This window comes from Paraburkholderia sp. IW21, assembly GCF_041321145.1.
Taxonomy (GTDB): Bacteria; Pseudomonadota; Gammaproteobacteria; order Burkholderiales; family Burkholderiaceae; genus Paraburkholderia.
On sequence record NZ_JBGGWA010000010.1, the window covers coordinates 193,314 to 215,059 of the forward strand.

Consider the following 21,746-nt stretch of genomic DNA (forward strand, 5'->3'; position numbering starts at 1 on the left):
CCGCTTTGAATGCCTGGATGACTCCACTCGCCGATCAGTCGAGCGCCAGTTCCTGCGAATTACCGCGGCGGCTTTCGGCGATGGCCGGATACAGCACCCCTGCAATCACCGCGCCGATGATCGGCGCAACCCAGAACATCCACAGCTGATCCACCGCTGCGCCGCCGACGAACAACGCCGGACCAGTCGAACGCGCCGGGTTGACCGACGTATTGGTGACCGGAATCGAGATCAGGTGAATCAGCGTGAGGCACAGGCCGATGGCGATCGGCGCGAAACCGGCCGGCGCGCGCTTGTCAGTCGCGCCGAGGATGACGAACAGGAAGAAGCCGGTCATCACCACTTCGCAAATGAAGGCGGCGGCGAGCGAATAATGGCCCGGCGAGCGTTCGCCATAGCCGTTGCTGGCGAAGCCGCTGGCGACGAGGTCGAAACCCGGCTTGCCCGACGCGATCAGCGACAGCACCAGTGCACCGAGCACCGCGCCGATCACTTGTGCGACGATGTACGGCAGCAGGTCACGAGCCGGAAAGCGGCCGGCCACGGTCAGGCCGACGCTCACCGCCGGATTCAGGTGACAGCCGGAAATGTGGCCGATCGCATAGGCCATTGTCAGGACGGTCAGGCCGAACGCGAGCGAGACGCCCACGAAGCCGATGCCCAGACCATGGACCGGGCCTGCGAAGTTAGCGGCGAGGACTGCGCTGCCGCAGCCCCCGAGCACGAGCCAGAAAGTGCCGAACAGCTCGGCAGCGAGACGCTTTGATAACTGCATGATTGGTAATCCTAAAAATGTTTGCCGCTCTAAGTGGCATGAATGACTGAACGCAATGCGTGACTTGAGCGCGTAATTCTAGGCAAAAGCAGCCAATTCAGGTGTCAAGAATTGTCAATGTGTAGTCGGATTCACTGATTATTTCGCGATAATGAGCCGGTTTTACAATTCATCGACGCTTAATAATTATCAGATGATATCTTCCTGAATTGGTATTAGTGTCCATTGCGGATTTTTATAATTACAGCTAGTCTGCGAGCGAATGAGTTCTAAAAAGGGAGAACCGAAATGTCTCAATATGCAGACCTCAAGGCGCAGATCGCCAAATTGCAGGCACAAGCAGAAGAAGCCCGGCGCACCGAAGTCGACAATGTGGTCGCTGACATCCGCCAAAAGATCGCTGAATATGGTCTAACCGCACAAGACCTCGGCTTTGCGGTCGCCGCCAAGCGCGGCCGGCCGCCCAAGAAGGCGCCCCTGCCGGCCAAGTACCAGGATCCGAAATCGGGCAATACGTGGAGCGGGCGCGGCAAACCGCCAAAGTGGATTGTCGGCAAGAATCGCGAACGCTTCCTGCTTGGCGCGGCGTGAATGCATTGCGCGTTCGGACGAAAGCCAATTGAAGGTTTTCCGCGAACTCATTTGTTTATTGGCTTCCGGGCTAATTCATTTCATGATGGAAGCGCATCCACGTCTGTATTAAAAAAGCCGCCCTGAAGGGGCGGCTTTTTCGTGGCAAAAGCGTGCTAACTCTGGCTAACCGTTCGCGCAAACGATTCACAAGGTAAATTTTCTCCCGATTCGCGTGCGAATCGGAAAAGCGGCGCAGCGGCAAAGGCAGCACTTAAGCGGCTGAGTGTATAAAGACATCAGCCGCATAAGCCGCCGCTCAACCTACCGCGACCTGGCGCAACACCGGACGGCGCGTCGCTTCGATCAGTGCCGAATACCCGTCAACGTAATTCCGCGCCATTGTTTTCGAGCTGAAACGGCGTTCGAACTGCGCGCGAATCTCAGCACGGGACAACTCGTCCAGACGCTGCAGCGCGGCCACCGCACCTTGAACGTCCTCGACGATATAGCCGGTCACCCCATGATCGATCACCTCCGGCACCGAGCCGCGGTTGAACGCGATGACGGGTGTGCCGCAAGCCATCGATTCGATCATCACGAGGCCAAACGGCTCCGACCAGTCGATCGGGAACAGCAGTGCCTTGGCACCCGACAGAAACTCGGGCTTCTGCGCCTCGTTGATCTCACCGACGAACTCCACGTGCGCCATCGACAGCAGCGGTTCGATTTCCTTCTTGAAGTATTCCTGGTCGGCTTTGTCCACCTTGGCGGCGATCTTCAGCGGCAAACCGCTTTGTGCAGCGATCTTGATAGCTGTATCGACGCGCTTCTCGGGACAGATACGGCCGAGGAACGCCAGGTATTCCGGCTTCTTGTGCGCCTGCGGCGTCAGCAGCTGTTCCGGCAGGCCGTGATAAATCGTGCTTAGCCAGTTCGCCTGCGGCAGCGGCGCGCGTTGCGAATCCGAAATCGACACCACCGGCACGTGCGAAAAGGCGTCGAACACCGGTTGCAGTTCCGGCAGATCGAGACGGCCGTGCAGCGTCGTCACGAACGGCGTGTCCATGGTGGTGAAAAGGGGAAACGGCATGTAGTCGAGGTGGAAGTGCAGCACGTCGAACTCGTGCGCGACCTTGCGCACCTTTTCCATCATCAGGACATGGGGAGCCAACGCGTCGCGGATCGTCGGATCGAGGCGCAGCGCACGCGGCCAGCAGGCGTCGAGGTTCGCCGAGGTGACCGAGTCGCCGCTCGCAAACAGCGTGACGTCGTGACCGAGGTCAACCAGCGCTTCGGTCAGATACGACACGACACGTTCGGTGCCACCGTAAAGTTTCGGCGGGACGGCTTCATATAGCGGCGCAATTTGTGCGATTCGCATGCGTTTCTCCTGTTCTAAACGGCTTCGCACAACGGCGCTCGAGTAGAGCGAGGAGCGAATGCCTGACGGACGGTTGGGCGCGGTTAGCCGCCGCCCGGGGGGTGATCCGAACCTGCATCGGGTAATCCCTTAGCCTCATTATCGGGATCCGCCGCGCTAATTCGAGTTATCTTTCAAACGCTTAATGTTGTTACAGCGCGAAACATGCTGCGTTACAGGTCGGGATGAGGGCTGTCCCGATCGCTGAGAAGCAAACCGGCTTGGCATGTCAACGCGCCAAGATGTAGCAAGAGACGGTCCCGGCGGCTGGAAAGCGGCCCCTACAAGGGGCGCGTTACGTAGAAGTGAAAACGTCTTATAATTCTTTCTCACCGCTATACGGTGCGGTTCGGGAGCCATTCAGGGCTCACCCTTGGTTCGCATCGCTACCGAAGAATAGCCAGCGCGTTACAAGTCCGAGGCTGCGCGCCGCTTCGCATCCATCAGCCTTCTTTCTGACCCCATCTGTGTAGGAAAAATTCCTACAAAAATGACGGCTTAATCCGTCAGACAAATTGGGTGTCTGTCCGATTTTCGTCTGCTTCCCCTTTAGACACAATGTTCGCAAGACCAGAAGCGAGCCGATTCGTGCGGTTTAAGTGCGCGCGTTCGAGCAAACGTTTCCGTAACGGCCTGACCAGCCAGATACACCCCGGGGGAATCATGAGCGCGACAAGCGAAATGCTCACTGAGATCAGAGAAGTCAACCTGTCTTATCTCCTGCTCGCGCAGCGTCTGCTGCGGGAAGACAAGCCGATGGGCATGTTTCGCATGGGGATTTCGGCGCAATTGGCGGATGTGCTCGCCAGTTTGTCGCTGGCGCAGACCGTCAAGCTGGCGGCGTCCAATCAGGTGTTGTGCCGTTTCCGTTTCGATGACCATGCCGTGCTGTCCGCTCTTGCGGACAAAGGCAAATTCAGCGCCGTAGCCGAGGCGCATTCCGCGATTCTGATGGCCAGCCAGCCAGTCGAGCAACTCGGCTGAGGGCGGCTTGTAACTCAAATAAGGCGATCAGGACGACGGAAACGCAAAGGGTCGGCCTATAAAAGTGTTGTGCTCGCCCACGGACATGTTGCCGTTTTCGACCGACTGGTGACGGTTCATGACCTGGCAGCCAAACTTTCACTCATCGCTGTTCTACACCCTCTACCGTTTCATGGCCGCCCGGGGCCGCGAAAGCCTCGCTGCGCTCGAGCTTTGAGCCGCCGGGGCGGCATCAGCCCACGCCTCGCCATCCGGTCCACACGCCTGCAACCGCCATTCGGCGGCCCTTCCAGCTCAACCGGCCGGTGCCGGGCCGCGCCGAACCGGTTGGACACGCCTCTGGTTTACACCGGAGCGACAAGCCGCTTTTCCGTCAAAGTTTTCTGCTCCGTTGCCGTAAACCAGATTAACGACGGTCACCGTCGCTTCTTTGTGAGGGCTCGGCAGTGCTGATTTTCGTGGGAACACTCGTGACGCTCTTGTCCGTTTTCGGCGGTTATGCGCTCGAAGGCGGCCATCTCGGCGCGCTGCTGCAGCCCGTTGAAGTGCTGATGATCGTCGGCGCGGGCGTCGGCGCGTTCATTCTCGGCAACGGGATGAAGACGATCAAGGCGACGCTGCGCGTTATCCCGACCCTGTTCAAGGGCACAAAGTACAACAAGGACGTCTACATGGAGCTGATGGCGCTCCTCTATGTCCTGCTGGCCAAGGCGCGAAAGGAAGGCACGTTGACGCTGGAAGCCGACATCGACGATCCGGCGAAGAGTCCGATCTTCACCCAGTATCCGAAGATCCTCGCCGACAGGCACATCATCGAGTTCCTGACCGACTACCTGCGTCTGATGGTGGGCGGCAACATGAATGCGTTCGAGATCGAAAGCCTGATGGACGAGGAAATCGAGACGCATCACCAGGAAGGCGAAGGGCCCGCGCACGCCTTGAACAAGGTCGGCGACGCGATGCCGGCGTTCGGGATCGTGGCCGCGGTGATGGGCGTGGTGCACACCATGGCTTCGGCCGACAAGCCGCCCGCGGTGCTCGGCGAGATGATCGCCCAGGCGCTGGTCGGCACTTTCCTCGGGATTCTGCTTTCGTACGGGTTGGTCGGGCCGCTCGCGAGCGTCGCCGAACAGCGTGTGACCGAATCGACCAAGATGTTCCAGTGCATCAAGGTGACGATTCTCGCCAGCTTGAACGGTTACGCACCGGCCATCGCCGTCGAATTCGGCCGCAAAGTGCTCTTCTCGACCGAACGCCCGTCGTTCGCCGAGCTGGAAGAGCACGTGCGCCGCGTCAAAGCCAAGTAACGGGCGCCGGGAACCGGATCGATGAGCAAGGATAAAGACCGCGCCATTGTCGTCAAGCGTGCCGCGCCGAGAAAGGCCGGCCACCACGGCGGCGCATGGAAGCTCGCGTATGCGGACTTCATGACCGCGATGATGGCGTTCTTCCTGCTGATGTGGCTGCTGAGTTCGGCCTCCACGGTGCAGTTGAAGGGCGTTGCGGACTATTTCAACCAGCCGTTGAAGCTCACGCTGTGGGGCGGCGATCGCAGCGCCGTGGATTCGAGCATTCTGAAGGGCGGCGGCCGCGATATTTCAACGGACACACCGGGCGTGATGCACTCAACCGACGGTACGAACAGCCGCGCCGAGCACACCGCCGCGCATCACGACGAAGATTCGGAGGCGCAGTCGCAGGGCGAGCTGGAACGCCGCGAACAGGTCCGTTTGCACGATCTGCAGGTCAAGCTGATGGCCGCGATCGAAGCGAATCCGGTGCTGCGCCAGTTCAAGCAGCAGATCCGCATCGATTCGACGTTGACCGGCTTGCGCATCGAAATCGTCGACTCGCAGAAGCGGCCGATGTTCGCGACCGCGCGAGACGTCGTTGAACCGTACATGCGCGACATCCTGCGCGAAATCGGTCACACGCTGAACGATGTGCCGAACCGCATCATCGTCCAGGGTCACACCGACGCCGTGCAGTACGCGGGCGGCGACAAGGGCTACAGCAACTGGGAACTGTCCGCGGACCGCGCCAATGCATCGCGCCGCGAACTGGTAGCCGGCGGCATGGACGAGGCGAAGGTGATGCGCGTACTCGGTCTCGCGTCGACGCAGAACCTGAACAAGGCGGACCCGATGGATCCGGAAAACCGCCGCATCAGCATCATCGTGCTGAACAGGAAGTCGGAGGAGGCGCTGAACCATGACGACTCCACCACGACCACCTTGTCGGACGACGCAGCCGGCTCCAAGCCGCTGCTGCCACGACTTGCGCAACCGGTGACGGTTGCACCGAAGGTGCCGGCGGTAGCGCCGGCGGCCCAGTAACAGACAGCGGATCGGCTGGCCGGTCCATGCGCCCAGGTGGCGCGGACGGCCCGGCGATCCATAGCGTAAGTGCAGCGAGGTTTTCATGATCAGGCATATCCTGGCAATCGACGATTCGGCATCGATGCGGCAGATTCTCGCCGCGACCCTGACGACGGCCGGCTATGAAGTGACGCTCGCGGCGGACGGCGAGGAAGGGCTCGAGAACGCGCTCGCCATGTCGTTCGACCTCGTGCTGACGGATCAGCATATGCCGGGCAAAACCGGCCTCGATCTGATTTCAGCGCTGCGCGGCAACCCGGCCTATCAGGCGACGCCCATCCTCGTCCTCACGACGGAATCGGGCGAGCCTTTCAAGGCGGCGGCGCGGGCCGCGGGGGCGACGGGCTGGATCGAAAAGCCGCTCGACCCCGACATGCTGACCGAACTGGTGGCGGCGTTAGCCGAACCGGATCAGGCATGAGCGCCCGATCAGCACCACCTTTACACAAGTTATAGAAGCGCTCGACGCGGCGGCACGGCAGCCCAAGCCTAGACAGGAACTTTCGCGGTGACCCAGGCATGACACTCGACATCACTCAGTTCTATCAGACGTTCTTCGACGAAGCGGACGAACTGCTCGCGCAGATGGAGCAGTTGCTGCTCAATCTGGATATCGCACACCCGGACCCCGAAGACCTCGCGGCGATTTTCCGCGCGGCGCATTCGATCAAGGGCGGCGCGGCGACGTTCGGCTTTACCGCGCTGACGGAAACGACCCACATTCTCGAATCGCTGCTCGACCGCGCGCGCAATAACGAACTCGTGCTGCGCAAGGACATGATCGACACCTTCCTTGAAACGAAGGACGTGTTGTCGGGCCAGCTCGCCGACTACCGTGCGAGCGCCGAGCCGGATGCGGCCGTCGCCCGCGCGATCTGCGCGAAGCTCGAACAGCTCCATCATGAAAGCAGCTCCGGCGAAACGCAGGCGGCAGCGGCCGCCGAGCCGGCCATGGCGAGTCAAACAGCAGAACAGGCAGTAGACGAGGGACCCCCGCCCGCGCACGTCGTCGAACAGGCGGTGCAGGTGGCGGGCGAGGAATGGAATGGCGGCGAACCGGCACAGACCGGGCAAGCCGCGGGCGCCGGTGAGGAAGCCGGCCCCCATCTGAAAATTACGCTACGGGGCGTAGGTGAGAAGGACCAGGCACTGCTGGCCGAAGAGCTCGGCAACCTGGGCAGTATCGTCGGGCAGGTCAAGAGCGGCGGCGATCTGACGCTGTGGCTCCAGACCGATGTGACCACCGACGACATCATCGCCGTGTGCTGTTTCGTGATCGACGAAAGTCAGATCTCGATCGGCCGCGGCACCGCACCGGCGGACGAGACGCAGCAAGGCGAACCTGGAACGCCCGACGCCGCCGACTCGACCCCGGCGCAAGCAGCACGGACGGCACAGGCAATACAGGCGGAGCAGGCAGCATCGTCGGCACCGGCGGCCAACACCGCTGCACCCGCTCAAGCCGCCGCCACACAAGAACTGTTCGATGCGCCGGCGTCGCAAGCGGCTAACCCGGCGCCCGCCGCGGCTGCAGGCGCGGCAGCGAGCGCGTCGGAGGCAAGCGCGACGGCACCCGTCGAACAGGACCGCAAGGCGGCGCGTTCGGCCGCCGCAGCAGGCGGCGCGGAAGGTAGCTCGATTCGCGTCGGCGTCGAGAAGGTCGATCAGTTGATCAACCTGGTCGGCGAACTGGTGATCACGCAGGCCATGCTGGCGGAGACCACCAGCACGTTCGATCCGGCCTTGCACGACCGCCTCTTCAACGGCATGGCGCAGCTCGAGCGCAATGCGCGCGATCTGCAGGAAGCGGTGATGTCGATCCGCATGATGCCGATGGATTACGTGTTCAGCCGCTTCCCGCGTCTGGTGCGCGATCTGGCGGCGAAACTCGGCAAGGAAGTGGAGCTCGTCACCTTCGGTCAGGCGACCGAACTCGACAAGAGCCTCATCGAACGCATCATCGATCCGCTGACTCACCTCGTGCGCAACAGCCTCGACCACGGTATCGAAACCATGGAAACGCGGCGCGCGGCGGGCAAGGATTCGACCGGTCAGCTGGTGCTGTCGGCCGCGCATCACGGCGGCAACATCGTCATCGAAGTGAGCGACGACGGCGCCGGTTTGCGCCGCGACAAGATTCTCGCGAAGGCGGCCAAGCAGGGCATGCAGGTCAGCGAGTCGATGTCCGACGAAGAAGTCTGGAACCTGATCTTCCTGCCGGGTTTCTCGACGGCGGAACAGGTCACGGACGTCTCCGGCCGTGGCGTCGGCATGGACGTGGTGAAACGGAACATCCAGTCGATGGGTGGTCACGTGGAAATCACCTCGCATGCGGGCAAGGGCAGCACCACGCGAATTGTCCTGCCGCTCACCCTGGCGATTCTCGACGGCATGTCGGTCAAGGTCGGCCACGAGATTTTCATTTTGCCGCTGAACTTCGTGATGGAGTCGTTGCAACCGCGTGCCGAGGATATCTATACGGTGACCAACGGCGAACGCGTGGTGCGCGTGCGTGGTGAATATCTGCCGCTCGTCGCATTGCACGAAGTGTTCAACGTCGACGGCGCGAAGCAGGAGCCGACGCAGGGTATCGTCACCATCATGCAAACCGAGGGGCGTCGCTTCGCGATGCTGATCGACGAACTGGTGGGGCAACAGCAGGTGGTCGTGAAGAACCTCGAAACGAATTACCGCAAGGTGCACGGCATTTCAGCCGCGACCATTCTCGGCGACGGAAGTGTCGCGCTGATCGTGGACGTGGCGGCGCTGAATCGCGAAACGCGCCACGCACACGGCGCGATGAGCCTCGCATGACAGTCCTGACGCACGCAGTTTTTGCAACACTCACTCAATTCATTTCATCCCAACCGTTTGGGGGCTAACGTGGCAGAAGTCCAATCCATCAATTCGAACGTCGCGAACGCGAGCGGTACGAATGCCCGTCGCGGCGCGCAGCTGGCCGACGCCGGCGGTCAGGAATTTCTCGTCTTCACGCTCGGCGCCGAAGAGTACGGCATCGACATTCTCAAGGTGCAGGAAATCCGCGGCTACGACAACGTCACGCGGATCGCCAATGCGCCTGAGTTCATCAAAGGCGTGATCAATCTGCGCGGCATCATCGTGCCGATCGTCGACATGCGCATCAAGTTCCATCTGGGCCGCGTCGAGTACGACCATCAGACCGTCGTGATCATTCTGAACGTCGCGCATCGCGTGGTCGGGATGGTGGTGGACGGCGTGTCCGACGTGCTGACGCTCGCCGCCGATCAGATCATGCCGGCGCCGGAATTCGGCGCGACGCTGACCACCGAGTACCTCACGGGTCTTGGCACCGTCGACGGCCGCATGCTGATCCTGATGGACATCGAAAAGCTGATGACCAGCCGCGAAATGGCATTGATCGAAAAACTCAGCGCGTAAGCCGCTAGTACGAAAGAACGTTTGAGAAAGGGAGCATCGAAATGCTGAGCAGGTGGTCGATTCGCACGTCGCTCACGATGGTGGGGATCATGCTGGTGGCGCTGACCGTAGTGGTCGGCGCGCTCGGGTTAACCGCGCTGAAGAGCGCGAGCCAGTCGCTCGAGCGCATTGCACGCGGCGATCTGGTGGCGATTCATGCGCTCGACGATGCCTCGTCGTATCTCTTGCGCTCGCGGGTGTCGCTGGACCGCTTCAATGCGTTGAGCGCGGCGGGCGACACCGAGCTGGCGAAGAAGGTCCTCGATCGTGCGCAAGAGTTATACGGCAAGGGCAACCAAAGCTGGCAGGCCTACCTCGACGCGCCCAAGAACGGCGTCGAGCAGCCGCAACTGGACGAACTGGCGGCGCGTCGCGCGACCCTGATGCGCGACGGCCTGGAGCCGGAGCTCGCCGCGTTGCGCGCGAACGACCTCGCGGCGTATCACGCGATCGCCGATACCAGGATCAGCCCGTGGTTCGTTGCCTACGAGAACGCCGCGGCTGTCGTCATCAAGGCGCTGGAGCAACAGGCGGCGGCACAGCAAGCAAGCGCGCAATCGGACATCTCGCTGATGACGACGCTGATCATTGCCGTCACCGCGCTGGCCTTGCTGATGGTGGTGGGCTTTCGCTTCGCGCTGCGCGGCCTGATCGTGCGCCCGCTCAACGACGCGACCGCCTGCTTCGAACGGATCGCTTCGGGCGACCTGTCCGAACCGATCGAAGTGTTCAGCCGCAACGAAATCGGCCGACTCTTCGCCGGCATCAAACGGATGCAGGAAAGCCTGGCGACAATGGTGAAGGCGGTTCACAGCAGCACCGAATCGATCGACACCGGCGCGCGTGAAATCGCGATGGGCAACACCGATCTCTCGCAACGGACCGAGCAACAGGCCGCTTCGCTGCAGGAAACCGCGTCGAGCATGGAGCAACTGACCGGCACCGTGCGGCAGAACGCCGAGAACGCGCGTCAGGCGAGCCAGTTGGCCGTCAATGCGTCGGATATCGCGACGCGCGGCGGCGACGTGGTGAGCCAGGTCGTCACGACGATGCAGGGCATCGCGACCAGTTCGAACAAGGTCGTCGACATCATCGGCGTGATCGAGGGCATTGCGTTCCAGACCAATATTCTCGCGCTGAACGCGGCGGTCGAAGCTGCCCGGGCAGGCGAACAGGGCCGAGGCTTCGCGGTGGTCGCAGGCGAAGTGCGCAGCCTCGCGCAGCGCAGCGCCAGCGCCGCGAAGGAAATCAAGGAACTGATCGGCGACTCGGTCGACAAGGTGCAAAGCGGCTCGGCGCTGGTCGGCCGCGCGGGCACGACGATGGACGAGATCGTGCAGGCCGTGCGCCGCGTGACCGACATCATGGGCGAGATCAGCGCGGCTTCCGAAGAGCAGTCGGGCGGTATCGAACAGGTGAATCGCGCGGTCGTGCAGATGGACGAAGTCACGCAGCAGAACGCCGCGCTGGTTGAACAGGCCGCGGCAGCCGCGGCGTCGCTCGAAGAGCAGACGCGTCAGTTGCAAGCGGTGGTGAACGGTTGGAAAGTGGCCGGCGGCCAGACGCGCAGCAACGCGGCCGCGGCTCATCCGCAAGCTGCGGCACGCCTGAACGGCGGCAAACAAGGCAGCCTGAACGGCAGCCAGCGCGCGCAGCCCGCAAAGGTAGCCCCGCAAGCGCCCGCTCACACCGCGGCGCGTCCGGCAGCAAGCACGGCAACACATGAAACACATGCCACACCGGCTTCGGCCAGCCAAGATGCAGACGCCGCACGCGTCGAACCGGCGCTCAAACCGAAGACGGCCCGCGCCGCATCCGAATCCGCCGCACGCCCCGCCGCCGCAAGCGCGGCGGCGGCAGCCCCGGACTCGGACTGGGAAACGTTCTAGGAAGTGGCACACAGACATGCGGTCATTCGGCATCTCGCTCCATGACGGGCGAATCATCGAAACACGCTTACAAAGCGTGTCGCGGGCCGACTGCGTGTTGGCCGAACTCGCGGGCAGGCGCGACCCCGCGAACACAAACCCTTCCGCCAAAGGACACCCCTTCGGCGGCAAGCGGAATGGCTCGTATTGCAGGCAGGAACTCTCATGATGGCAACGCGCGCACAGCAACGGCCGGAACCGGCACGTCCCGAACCGGCACGTCCCGAACCGGCACGTCCCGAACGGGCACGTCCCGAACGGGCACGTCCCGAACGGGCGGAGCCGGCTAGATCCGGCGACCAGGGACGGGATTTCGAATTCACCTCGGCGGATTTCGCTCGCATTCGGGAACTGATTCATCGCAACGCGGGCATTTCGCTGTCGGATCACAAGCGCGACATGGCATACAGCCGTCTCGCACGCCGGTTGCGCGCGCGCAGCCTCGACACTTTCAAACAGTATCTCGATCTGCTCGAAGCGGAAAACGATCCGGCCGAGTGGGAAGCGTTCACCAACGCGTTGACCACCAATCTGACCGCGTTTTTCCGCGAAGCGCATCACTTTCCCATCCTCGCCGAATTCGTGCCGCGCCGCGCGCAGCCGGTTTCGGTATGGTGCTCGGCGGCCTCGACCGGTGAGGAACCCTATTCGATCGCGATGACGCTGATCGAAGCGCTCGGCGACAGCGGCGCGCGCCAGGCGAGCGTGCTCGCCACCGACATCGACACACAAGTGCTGGCGAAAGCCGAAGCCGGCATGTACCAGTTCGATCAGGTCAAGCACCTGTCGCCCGAGCGGCTCAAGCGCTTCTTCCTGAAAGGGACCGGCGCGCATGCCGGGATGGTGAAGGTGCGCCCGGAAGTGCGGGCGATTGTGCGCTTCGAACAACTGAACCTGACCGACCGCGATTACCAGTTGCGCTCGCAGTTCGACGCAATCTTCTGCCGCAATGTGATGATCTATTTCGACAAGCCGACGCAAGCGCAGGTGCTCGCGCGCTTCGAGCCGGTGATGAAATCGGGTGGCCTGCTGTTTGCCGGCCATTCGGAAAACTTCACGTATGTGACGCAGGCGTTCAAGCTGCGCGGCCAGACCGTCTACGAACTGACGCGCGACGCGGGTCCCGCCCGCGCGCCGGCGCGCGCCGCGAGCCATGCCGGCAGTGCCACGAATAGCGGGGTGCCAGCATGAGCAGCGCCCTGCCCATCGCCACCAATCTGTATTTCGACAACCACTTCAAACGCCCCGGCGTGAAGCTGTTGCCGAACGAGTTTTATACGACCCACGAAGACATGGTGCTCGTCACCGTGCTCGGCTCGTGCGTTGCGGCCTGCATCCAGGATCGCACGGCGGGCATCGGCGGCATGAATCACTTCATGCTCCCGGACGACGGCGCGGATGTCGCTCAAGCCGCATCGGATTCGATGCGCTACGGCGCGTACGCGATGGAAGTGCTGATCAACGAACTCATCAAGGCCGGTGGCAGGCGCGAGCGCTTCGAAGCCAAGGTATTCGGCGGCGGCGCCGTGCTGGCGGGCATGACGACGATGAACATCGGCGACCGCAATTCGGAATTCGTGCGCCGATATCTGGCGCTCGAAAAGATCCGCATCGTCGCTGAGGATTTGCAGGGCAACCATCCGCGTAAGGTCGCCTTCATGCCGCGCACCGGGCAGGTGATGGTGAAGAAATTGCGCTTGCAGCAGGAAGCGGGCGTGGCCGAACGCGAACAGGCGCTCGTGCGGCAAAGTGCCGAGGCGCGAGCCGAGCGGCTCGCGGCGGCGCGCAAACGGGTCGAGTTGTTCTCGACGCCGGCTGCCGCCAGGCCGAAGGTCGAACTGTTCGGCTCGAATGCAGGCGGCGCGGCAGGCGCGGCGAAGCCGCGCATCGAACTGTTCGGCGCGAGTCCGCGCCCCAATGATTCAAACAACGCCAGAACCACAGAGGAGGCGTGAGCGCTGTGCAAAAGATCAAAGTACTGTGCGTCGACGATTCGGCGCTGATTCGCAGCCTGATGACGGAAATCATCAATGGCCAGCCCGATATGACTGTCGTGGCGACCGCACCCGACCCGCTGGTCGCACGCGATCTCATCAAGCAGCACAACCCCGACGTGTTGACGCTCGACGTCGAAATGCCACGCATGGACGGCCTCGACTTCCTTGAGAAGCTGATGCGTCTGCGGCCAATGCCGGTCGTGATGGTGTCGTCGCTGACCGAGCGCGGCAACGAAATCACGCTGCGCGCGCTCGAACTGGGCGCGGTCGACTTCGTCACCAAGCCGAAGGTCGGCATTCGCGACGGCATGCTCGACTACTCGGAAAAGCTCGCCGACAAGATTCGCGCCGCTGCCCGCGCGCGGGTGCGTCAGGCCGCGTCGGCACAGCACACGGCGGCACAGGCCGCGCACGCGCCGGCCGCTGCCGCGCCGCTCTTCAACAACCCGCTGCTCAGTACCGAGAAGCTGATCATCGTCGGCGCCTCGACGGGCGGCACCGAAGCGATCCGCGAAGTGCTGGTGCCGCTGCCGCCGGATGCGCCCGCAGTGCTGATCGCGCAGCACATGCCGCCGGGGTTCACAAAATCTTTTGCGCAACGCCTTAATGGTTTGTGCCGGATTACCGTTAAAGAGGCAGAGCATGGCGAACGCGTGCTGCCGGGACATGCGTATATCGCGCCCGGGCACGCTCACCTGTTGCTGGCCCGCAGCGGCGCGAACTATATCGCCCATCTGTCGGACGAGCCGCCGGTGAACCGGCATCGTCCCTCGGTGGACGTGCTGTTCCGTTCGGCCGCGCAGCATGCGGGTAAAAATGCGGTCGGCGTGATTCTGACCGGCATGGGGCGCGACGGCGCCGCCGGACTGTTGGAGATGAAAAAAGCGGGGGCGTATACCCTCGCGCAGGACGAAGCGAGCTGCATCGTGTTCGGCATGCCGCGCGAAGCGATTGCGCTCGGCGCCGCGGACGAGATAGCGTCGCTGCCGGAAATGAGCCGGCGCGTGATGGCGCGTCTGTCATCGATGGGCGATCGCGTGCAGCGGGTATGATGCGCGCCGTGTGGATTGAACTGGCGCTCATGCGCCGCATCATGGATCAAGCAAAGGGAATGAAATGGATAAGGGAATGAAGATTCTGGTTGTTGACGACTTTCCGACGATGCGCCGGATCGTTCGCAACCTGCTCAAGGAACTCGGCTACTCGAACGTCGACGAGGCGGAAGACGGTCAAGCCGGCCTCGCGCGTTTGCGCAGCGGCACCTACGAGTTCGTGATTTCCGACTGGAACATGCCGAATCTCGACGGTCTGGCCATGCTCAAGGCAATCCGCGCCGACGCCACCCTCACGCATCTGCCGGTGCTGATGGTGACGGCCGAGTCGAAGAAGGAAAACATCATCGCGGCGGCTCAGGCCGGTGCGAGCGGTTATGTCGTCAAGCCGTTCACGGCTGCGACGCTCGACGAGAAGCTCAACAAGATTCTCGAGAAGATGGCCAAAGCCGGGAGCTGATGTGAATTTGCCGATTAACGCGCACAGTGCCGAAACGGTCATCGAGAGCGGCGACTTCGCGTCCGACCGTATCCTCGCCCGCATTGGACACCTGACGCGCACGCTGCGCGACTCGATGCGTGAGCTGGGGATCGACAAGCATGTCGAGCGCGCGGCGGAAGCCGTACCCGATGCTCGCGACCGTCTGAAGTACATCGCGACCATGACCGAGCAGGCCGCCGAGCGCGTGCTGTCCTCGATCGACATCGCCAAGCCGATCCAGACGCAGTTGCAGCAGGATGCGGGCGAGCTCGATGCGCGCTGGGAAAAGTGGTACGAGGCGCCGATCGAGCGCGAGGAAGTGCGCGCGTTGATGAACGACACGCGGACCTTTTTGCGCGGCGTGCCCGAGGCGACCAGCGCGACCAACGCGCAGCTGATGGAGATCATGCTGGCGCAGGACTTCCAGGATCTGACCGGGCAGGTCATCAAGAAGATCACGGATGTCGTATACCTGATCGAGCAGCAGTTGCTCGGCGTGCTGGTCGAGAACATCGCGCTCGAGCGGCGCGAGCAGTTCGCGGCGAACGCGGCAGCGCTGGCGGCCGAACCTGCGTCGACCGGCAGCCCCGAACATCTGTTGAATGGCCCGCAGATCAATCCGGAAGGCAAAGCGGACGTGATGCAGGACCAGTCGCAAGTCGACGATCTGCTGGCGAGTCTCGGTTTCTGACGTATCTGGCAGCCGCAACGGCGCCAGGCGGAATCGGTCTGTGCAGCAAGCCACGCTCTCGCGTGCGCTTGCTGCGTGCCGACATAAACCACAGGCATACTACGAGCTCAAGCAGCGGCACGGCGTTCCGGTGAGAAACGCTCACCGGTCGGTGGCACCGTGAGGCATGCCTCCAGAGTGCAACCGCAGCCATGCCGTATGATCTGCATACATGCCGCCGGTTCGCACGCGTTGCGAACCGAGCAGCAGCAGCTCGGGAGGAGCCTCGTTATGTTGAGTCGTGTATGCCGCGCCAGGTTTGTCATGGCGCTTGCCTTGCCCTGTTCGTTGTTTGCCGTGCAGTCCGCGTATGCGGGACTGGGCGGCGCCCCAATGACTCCACCCACGGATGCATCGGTTTCTTCTCGCACCATGCAGCCCGGCGCCCACCCGGCAACGGCTGCTCAGGGCGTGATGCGGTCTGCGTCCAGCGCCGCATCCTCCACTTCGGCTTCCGCGTCCTACACCGTGCGTGAAACCACGCTCGGCAACGGCACGGTGGTGCGCGAATACCTGGCCGCCGACGGTTCGGTATTCGGCATCGCGTGGCGTGGTCCGCAAATGCCGGATCTGAACGATCTGCTCGGCAGCTATTTCCCGCAGTACACCGCCGGCGTGACGGCGGCGCGCGCGGCGCGCGGAGGCGGTCATGGCCCCGTCGCGGTCGATCAGAGCGGCCTCGTGGTCCATTCCGGCGGCCACATGGGGGCGTTCAACGGTCAGGCCTGGTTGCCGCCGGCGCTGCCCGCCGGCGTCAGCGGTTCAGACATCCAGTAAGGGCGAGGACGAACGATGCGAACCATGCAGAGTGGTGTGAAGCTCAAGGGCTGGGTGAAGGGCGTTGTGGTCGTGGCGTTGGTGTCGCTGGTGGCGGCATGCGGCGGCGGTGGCGGCGACAGTTCCAGTAACAATTCGTCGGCGGCGCCAAACAGCGGCTCGCTGCCGGCCAGTCCGACCCAGCAGCCCATCGCGGCGACCGCGGCGAACACCGTGCCGATCACGGTCGGCCGGGGCGTGAAGGGCGTGATCAATATTCCGACGGTGAGCGTGAAGGTATGCGCGCCGGGCTCGACTACCAATTGTCAGATCATTGACAACATCCAGGTCGATACCGGTTCGTTCGGGCTGCGCGTGGTCGGCTCGGTGCTGAACCCCGCGTTGCTTGGCGCGTTGCCTAACGTGACAAGTGGCACGCAACTCGCCGAGTGCGCGACCTTCGCCGACGGCTACACGTGGGGCACGGTGCGCACCGCGACGGTGGCGATCGGCGGGGAAACGACGACGGCCGGCATCCCGGTGCAGATCATCGGCGATTTGGCGGCGACTTCGGTGCCGAAAGGCTGTGGCAGTGGCGTGGCGGAAAACACCGCCAACGATCTCGGGGCCAATGGGATTCTCGGCATCGGCACGGCGCCCAACGATTGCGGCGCAACCTGCGTGACCACCGTCCACAACAACTATTTCGCGTGCTCTGGCGGCACCTCCTGCGGCCCTACTGCGGTGCCGCTCAACCAGCAGGTCGCCAATCCGGTCGCCAGTTTCCCGGTCGACAAAAACGGCGTGATCGTGCAGATGCCGCCGTTGCCGGATACCGGCGCGCCATCGGCCACCGGCACGCTGGTGTTCGGCATCGGCACGCAGTCGAACAATGCGCTCCCGACGACTGTGCAGACCTTCACCACCGATACCTACGGCGATCTGAACAACAGCGTCTACAACGGCACGACGGTGCAGGCGTTCCTGGATTCGGGTTCGAACGCCTACTTCTTCGGCGACAGCTCGCTGACGCAGTGCGGCAGTAATTACGCGAACTTCTATTGCCCGTCGTCGGCGCAAACCCGGTCGATCAATCTGGTCGGCCTGAACAAGGCGAGTACGACCGCCAGCATCGGCATCTTGAGCGCGGCCACGCTGTTCGGCAACAGCAGCAACTATGCGTTCAACGATCTGGCCGGGCAGATCGGCGGCAATAGCAGCTTCGATCTCGGTTTGCCGTTCTTCTATGGCCGTCACATTTACTACGGTCTTGATCAGACGGCGAACGGCGGCCAAGCGCCTTACGTCGCCTTTTGAACCGCATGGCGAAAGCGTAAGAATCGGTCGGACACCCGCACGAAGCCTCGCGGGTGTCCGGTTGGCCGTAGCCGGCATCCCTGGCAAACCACGCGTGGCCAACTGGCTCTCAGTCAGCCGCCCGTAGTCCGCGCCACATCGCCTCGGGCGGGGGAGCCGCCAGCCCTGCCGGCGAGCCCCACCGGGCCGCCGGCTCGCTGTTCCATCCCTCGAAATACCCCCCTTTCTCCGCCCTTATCCGCCGATCGTCGCTGCTATCGAGCGGGAATAATCGCTTTCACTGGAAAGAGGCGCCGTGCCTCGCCCGCTTGGAGAGCGTTTGTGGCAGAGGACAGCGACCTCGAAAAAACCGAATCAGCCACCCCCCGGCGCTTGGAAAAGGCGCGCGAGGAAGGGCAGATCGTGCGATCGCGGGAGCTGTCGACGTTTGCGCTGCTGGCAGCGGGATTCTTCGGCGTGTGGGGCATGTCCGGCAGTATCGGCGAGCATTTGCAGCGCATGCTGCGCTCGGCCTTCACGTTCGATCACGCCGGGGCGTTCGAAACCCACCGCATGCTGATCGGCGCGGGCGCCGCGAGCCGCGAGGGCCTGTACGCGCTGCTGCCCATTCTCGCCTTCACCGGCGCTGCCGCCTTGCTCGCGCCGATGGCGCTGGGCGGCTGGCAGTTGTCCGCGAAAGGCCTTGAACCCAAGTTCAGCCGGCTCAATCCGATCGAAGGGCTCGGCAAGATGTTCTCGATCAACGGGCCGATCCAGCTCGGCATGTCGATCGCGAAGACGCTCGTGGTGGGCGGCATCGGCGGCTCGGCGATCTGGAATCGCCGAGAGGAGATTCTCGCGCTGGCGACCCAGCCGGTGCAGCTTGCGCTTGCTAACGCCGTGCATCTGATCGCGGTGTGCTGCGGCATGACGGTGGCGGGCATGTTCGCCGTGGCGGCGCTCGATGTGCCGTACCAACTCTGGCAGTTCCACAAGAAACTGCGCATGACGAAGGAAGAAGTGAAGCGCGAACACCGCGAAAGCGAAGGCGATCCGCACGTCAAAGGCCGGATTCGCCAGCAGCAACGCGCCATTGCCCGCCGCCGCATGATGACCCACGTGCCGAAGGCCGATGTGGTGGTGACCAACCCGACGCACTTCGCGGTCGCGCTGCAATACACCGACGGTGAGATGCGCGCGCCGAAGGTCGTCGCCAAGGGGGTGAACCTGGTGGCCGCGCGGATTCGCGAAATCGCTGCGGAAAACAACGTGCCGCTGCTGGAAGCGCCGCCGCTCGCACGGGCGCTGTATCACAACGTCGAACTGAACCGTGAAATTCCGGGCCCGCTCTATGGCGCGGTCGCCGAAGTGCTCGCGTGGGTGTATCAGTTGCGGCGCTTTAACACCGAAGGCGGCGTCGCGCCGGTTGCACCGACCGAGTTCGACGTGCCCGCGGAACTCGACAAGGGCGGCGTATCGGACGACGAAGCCGAGCAGGAAGCCGCCGACACGCTCAACCCCGCTAACGACAACGCTTCAGGAGCCTCCGCATGAACGCTCGCGCCGGATTCCTGTCCCGACGGCCGGATGCCTTGAGCAGCACCAATTTGCGCGCCCTCGCCGGGCCGGTGCTGATCTGCATGATCCTCGGCATGATGATTTTGCCGTTGCCGCCGTTTTTGCTGGATCTGCTGTTCACCTTCAACATCGCGCTTTCCGTGATGGTGCTGCTCGTCAGCATGTACACGATGAAGCCGCTCGACTTCGCCGCTTTCCCAAGCGTGCTGCTGTTCTCGACCTTGCTGCGCCTGTCGCTGAACGTGGCGTCCACGCGCGTCGTGCTGCTCGAAGGCCACACCGGCCCGGACGCGGCCGGCCAGGTGATCGAGTCGTTTGGCCACTTCCTCGTGGGCGGCAATTTCGCGGTCGGTATCGTCGTCTTTATCATCTTGATGGTCATCAACTTCATGGTGATCACCAAGGGCGCGGGGCGCATCGCGGAAGTGTCCGCGCGCTTCACGCTCGATGCGATGCCGGGCAAGCAGATGGCGATCGACGCCGATCTGAACGCCGGCCTCATCAACGAAGAACAGGCCCGCAAGCGGCGTCTGGAAGTCTCGCAGGAAGCCGAGTTCTACGGCTCGATGGACGGCGCGAGCAAGTTCGTGCGCGGCGATGCGATCGCCGGTTTGCTGATCATGGTGATCAACATCATCGGCGGCCTGATCGTCGGGATGGTTCAACACAACATGGACTTCGCGTCCGCAGGCAAGAACTACACCCTGCTGACGATCGGTGACGGCCTCGTCGCGCAGATTCCGTCGCTGGTGATTTCGACGGCCGCCGGTGTGATCGTCTCGCGCGTCGCCACCAACGAAGACATCGGCACGCAGTTGACCGGCCAGCTCTTCACGAACCCGCGCGTGCTGGCGATCACCGGCTGCATTCTCGTGCTGATGGGCATGATTCCGGGCATGCCGCACTTCGCGTTTCTGCTTCTCGGCGGCGGCCTGATTCAACTCGGCCGCACGATGAAAAAGCGCAGCGAGGAACGCGAGAGCAGCGCGACGCTGGTCGATGTCGCACCGGCCGCAACGGCCCCGGCGGAAAACACCGAAGCCAGCTGGGACGACGTGACGATGATCGACACGCTCGGCCTCGAAGTCGGCTACCGGCTGATTCCGCTCGTCGACCAGAACTCGGACGGCGAACTGCTTAAGCGGATCAAGAGCATTCGCAAGAAGTTCGCGCAGGAAATCGGCTTCCTGCCACCGGTGATCCATATCCGCGACAACCTCGAATTACGGCCGAACGGCTACCGGATCGCGCTCAAGGGCGTCGAAGTGGGCGTCGGCGAAGCGTATCCGGGGCAGTGGCTGGCGATCAATCCAGGCCAGGTGTCCGCCGCGCTGCCGGGCACGCCGACGCAAGACCCGGCGTTCGGCCTGCCGGCGATCTGGATCGATACGAATCTGCGCGAACAGGCGCAGGTGTATGGCTATACGGTGGTCGATTCAAGCACCGTGGTGGCCACGCACCTGAATCATCTGGTGGTCACGCATGCGTCCGAACTGCTCGGCCGCCGCGAAGTGCAGGCGCTGCTGGAGCGGATGCAGAAGGACACGCCGTCGCTGGTCGACGATCTGGTGCCGAAGTCGCTGCCGCTCACCACGTTGCAAAAGGTGCTGCAAAACCTGCTGGAAGAGGGCGTGCCGATCCGCGACCTGCGCACGATCCTCGAAGCGCTGTCCGAACACACGCCGAAGATCACCGACGCGCACGATCTCACCGCCGCCGTGCGCCTTTCGCTGGGCCGCGCAATCACGCAGCAGTGGTTCCCGGGCGTGGGCGACATGCAGGTGATGGGCCTCGATTCGAATCTGGAACGGGTGTTGTCGCAGGCACTTTCTACGGGCGCTAATCCGGGCCTCGAACCTGGCCTCGCGCACACGCTGCTCACTGAGACGCAAAAGGCGATGACACGTCAGCAGAATCTCGGGCTGTCTCCCGTGCTGCTGGTGCAGCACGCGCTGCGGCCGATGCTCGCGCGTTTCCTGCGCCGCAGCCTGCCGCAGTTGAAGGTGTTGTCTTATGCGGAAGTGCCGGATACGCGCAATATCAAGGTGGTGAACCTGATCGGCGCGCACGGTTAAACCAGATCGCTCACCGCAGCCGATCCAGGTCGATGCATATCCCGGCGCTACTCCAGCGCCGGTTTTCATTTCGGCGCCTGACTTTTCATGCTGCACGCGAACTCTGCGGTACATGCCCGTCCCGCGAAAGCCCGTCGGGGGAGCGCCTGGAGTCCGTTTAAAACCGCCGTGGGCGTGAGTTGCGGCATGTTTCCATCGCCCGAATTGCCCGTCTTTACCCGTGCTTATCCACCGATCGTCACTCGACGGGTTTCGCAATAATGG

General features: G+C 63.0%; 19 protein-coding genes and 1 pseudogene. 18 read left to right on the forward strand and 2 right to left on the reverse strand.

Annotated features, from left to right (window positions below; all coding sequences use genetic code 11):
• Positions 1 to 34: 34 nt before the first annotated feature.
• Entirely contained in the window at positions 35 to 775 is a 741-nt protein-coding gene (aqpZ, locus tag ACAX43_RS23315) for an aquaporin Z (protein WP_370710767.1), read from the reverse strand.
• Positions 776 to 1,063: 288 nt separating this feature from the next.
• Between aqpZ and ACAX43_RS23320 the strand changes: the two genes are divergently transcribed.
• Positions 1,064 to 1,366 (forward strand): H-NS histone family protein, encoded by a 303-nt coding sequence (locus ACAX43_RS23320; RefSeq protein WP_370710768.1) that lies wholly within the window; start codon positions 1,064 to 1,066, stop codon positions 1,364 to 1,366.
• Positions 1,367 to 1,664: 298 nt separating this feature from the next.
• Here the strand turns inward: ACAX43_RS23320 and ACAX43_RS23325 are convergent, their stop codons facing one another.
• The gene (locus ACAX43_RS23325; protein ID WP_370710769.1) at positions 1,665 to 2,729 is read right to left on the reverse strand and encodes a glycosyltransferase family 4 protein; all 1,065 of its coding nucleotides are present in this window, start codon (positions 2,727 to 2,729) and stop codon (positions 1,665 to 1,667) included.
• Between the two features lie 702 nt (positions 2,730 to 3,431).
• Here ACAX43_RS23325 and flhD point away from each other — a divergent pair.
• The 17 genes and pseudogenes from flhD to flhA all read left to right on the forward strand — a co-directional run bounded on the left by flhD (position 3,432) and on the right by flhA (position 21,482).
• Positions 3,432 to 3,752 carry a flagellar transcriptional regulator FlhD gene (gene flhD / locus ACAX43_RS23330; RefSeq protein WP_370710770.1) on the forward strand — a complete coding sequence of 107 codons (321 nt, stop codon included), beginning with the start codon at positions 3,432 to 3,434 and terminating at the stop codon, positions 3,750 to 3,752.
• A gap of 76 nt (positions 3,753 to 3,828) precedes the next feature.
• A pseudogene (locus ACAX43_RS23335) lies at positions 3,829 to 3,939 on the forward strand (FlhC family transcriptional regulator); the annotation flags it as partial.
• Between the two features lie 259 nt (positions 3,940 to 4,198).
• Positions 4,199 to 5,059 (forward strand): flagellar motor stator protein MotA, encoded by an 861-nt coding sequence (gene motA, locus ACAX43_RS23340; protein ID WP_370710771.1) that lies wholly within the window; start codon positions 4,199 to 4,201, stop codon positions 5,057 to 5,059.
• A 21-nt stretch (positions 5,060 to 5,080) separates the two neighbouring features.
• Entirely contained in the window at positions 5,081 to 6,088 is a 1,008-nt protein-coding gene (gene motB / locus ACAX43_RS23345) for a flagellar motor protein MotB (RefSeq protein ID WP_370710772.1), read from the forward strand.
• 85 nt (positions 6,089 to 6,173) lie between these two features.
• Entirely contained in the window at positions 6,174 to 6,551 is a 378-nt protein-coding gene (locus ACAX43_RS23350) for a response regulator (protein WP_370710773.1), read from the forward strand.
• Between the two features lie 98 nt (positions 6,552 to 6,649).
• Entirely contained in the window at positions 6,650 to 8,944 is a 2,295-nt protein-coding gene (gene cheA, locus ACAX43_RS23355; protein ID WP_370710774.1) for a chemotaxis protein CheA, read from the forward strand.
• A gap of 69 nt (positions 8,945 to 9,013) precedes the next feature.
• Positions 9,014 to 9,550 (forward strand): chemotaxis protein CheW, encoded by a 537-nt coding sequence (cheW, locus tag ACAX43_RS23360; protein WP_370710775.1) that lies wholly within the window; start codon positions 9,014 to 9,016, stop codon positions 9,548 to 9,550.
• 41 nt (positions 9,551 to 9,591) lie between these two features.
• Positions 9,592 to 11,478 carry a methyl-accepting chemotaxis protein gene (locus ACAX43_RS23365; RefSeq protein ID WP_370710776.1) on the forward strand — a complete coding sequence of 629 codons (1,887 nt, stop codon included), beginning with the start codon at positions 9,592 to 9,594 and terminating at the stop codon, positions 11,476 to 11,478.
• Positions 11,479 to 11,682: 204 nt separating this feature from the next.
• The gene (locus ACAX43_RS23370) at positions 11,683 to 12,708 is read left to right on the forward strand and encodes a CheR family methyltransferase (protein ID WP_370710777.1); all 1,026 of its coding nucleotides are present in this window, start codon (positions 11,683 to 11,685) and stop codon (positions 12,706 to 12,708) included.
• Complete coding sequence (cheD, locus tag ACAX43_RS23375) at positions 12,705 to 13,472, forward strand: chemoreceptor glutamine deamidase CheD (RefSeq protein WP_370710778.1); 768 nt, start codon at positions 12,705 to 12,707, stop codon at positions 13,470 to 13,472. Before ACAX43_RS23370 ends, cheD begins: the two co-directional genes overlap by 4 nt.
• A 5-nt stretch (positions 13,473 to 13,477) precedes the next feature.
• Positions 13,478 to 14,566 (forward strand): chemotaxis response regulator protein-glutamate methylesterase, encoded by a 1,089-nt coding sequence (locus tag ACAX43_RS23380; protein WP_370710779.1) that lies wholly within the window; start codon positions 13,478 to 13,480, stop codon positions 14,564 to 14,566.
• 64 nt (positions 14,567 to 14,630) lie between these two features.
• Complete coding sequence (gene cheY / locus ACAX43_RS23385) at positions 14,631 to 15,026, forward strand: chemotaxis response regulator CheY (RefSeq protein ID WP_370710780.1); 396 nt, start codon at positions 14,631 to 14,633, stop codon at positions 15,024 to 15,026.
• A 1-nt stretch (position 15,027) separates the two neighbouring features.
• Complete coding sequence (gene cheZ / locus ACAX43_RS23390; RefSeq protein ID WP_370710781.1) at positions 15,028 to 15,738, forward strand: protein phosphatase CheZ; 711 nt, start codon at positions 15,028 to 15,030, stop codon at positions 15,736 to 15,738.
• Positions 15,739 to 16,008: 270 nt separating this feature from the next.
• The gene (locus ACAX43_RS23395; protein ID WP_370710782.1) at positions 16,009 to 16,554 is read left to right on the forward strand and encodes a DUF2844 domain-containing protein; all 546 of its coding nucleotides are present in this window, start codon (positions 16,009 to 16,011) and stop codon (positions 16,552 to 16,554) included.
• Between the two features lie 15 nt (positions 16,555 to 16,569).
• Positions 16,570 to 17,850 (forward strand): DUF3443 domain-containing protein, encoded by a 1,281-nt coding sequence (locus ACAX43_RS23400; RefSeq protein WP_370710783.1) that lies wholly within the window; start codon positions 16,570 to 16,572, stop codon positions 17,848 to 17,850.
• A gap of 321 nt (positions 17,851 to 18,171) precedes the next feature.
• Positions 18,172 to 19,383 carry a flagellar biosynthesis protein FlhB gene (gene flhB / locus ACAX43_RS23405; protein WP_370710784.1) on the forward strand — a complete coding sequence of 404 codons (1,212 nt, stop codon included), beginning with the start codon at positions 18,172 to 18,174 and terminating at the stop codon, positions 19,381 to 19,383.
• Positions 19,380 to 21,482 (forward strand): flagellar biosynthesis protein FlhA, encoded by a 2,103-nt coding sequence (flhA, locus tag ACAX43_RS23410; protein ID WP_370710785.1) that lies wholly within the window; start codon positions 19,380 to 19,382, stop codon positions 21,480 to 21,482. The genes flhB and flhA overlap by 4 nt, the downstream gene beginning before the upstream one ends.
• Positions 21,483 to 21,746: the final 264 nt, after the last annotated feature.

What these genes read in the sequence shown, in the direction of transcription:
- aqpZ (WP_370710767.1), bottom strand. Translation starts at nt 775, where the DNA reads ATGCAGTTATCAAAGCGTCTCGCTGCCGAGCTGTTCGGCACTTTCTGG.
- ACAX43_RS23320 (WP_370710768.1), top strand. Translation starts at nt 1,064, where the DNA reads ATGTCTCAATATGCAGACCTCAAGGCGCAGATCGCCAAATTGCAGGCA.
- ACAX43_RS23325 (WP_370710769.1), bottom strand. Translation starts at nt 2,729, where the DNA reads ATGCGAATCGCACAAATTGCGCCGCTATATGAAGCCGTCCCGCCGAAA.
- flhD (WP_370710770.1), top strand. Translation starts at nt 3,432, where the DNA reads ATGAGCGCGACAAGCGAAATGCTCACTGAGATCAGAGAAGTCAACCTG.
- motB (WP_370710772.1), top strand. Translation starts at nt 5,081, where the DNA reads ATGAGCAAGGATAAAGACCGCGCCATTGTCGTCAAGCGTGCCGCGCCG.
- ACAX43_RS23350 (WP_370710773.1), top strand. Translation starts at nt 6,174, where the DNA reads ATGATCAGGCATATCCTGGCAATCGACGATTCGGCATCGATGCGGCAG.
- cheA (WP_370710774.1), top strand. Translation starts at nt 6,650, where the DNA reads ATGACACTCGACATCACTCAGTTCTATCAGACGTTCTTCGACGAAGCG.
- ACAX43_RS23365 (WP_370710776.1), top strand. Translation starts at nt 9,592, where the DNA reads ATGCTGAGCAGGTGGTCGATTCGCACGTCGCTCACGATGGTGGGGATC.
- ACAX43_RS23370 (WP_370710777.1), top strand. Translation starts at nt 11,683, where the DNA reads ATGATGGCAACGCGCGCACAGCAACGGCCGGAACCGGCACGTCCCGAA.
- cheD (WP_370710778.1), top strand. Translation starts at nt 12,705, where the DNA reads ATGAGCAGCGCCCTGCCCATCGCCACCAATCTGTATTTCGACAACCAC.
- cheY (WP_370710780.1), top strand. Translation starts at nt 14,631, where the DNA reads ATGGATAAGGGAATGAAGATTCTGGTTGTTGACGACTTTCCGACGATG.
- ACAX43_RS23395 (WP_370710782.1), top strand. Translation starts at nt 16,009, where the DNA reads ATGTTGAGTCGTGTATGCCGCGCCAGGTTTGTCATGGCGCTTGCCTTG.
- ACAX43_RS23400 (WP_370710783.1), top strand. Translation starts at nt 16,570, where the DNA reads ATGCGAACCATGCAGAGTGGTGTGAAGCTCAAGGGCTGGGTGAAGGGC.
- flhA (WP_370710785.1), top strand. Translation starts at nt 19,380, where the DNA reads ATGAACGCTCGCGCCGGATTCCTGTCCCGACGGCCGGATGCCTTGAGC.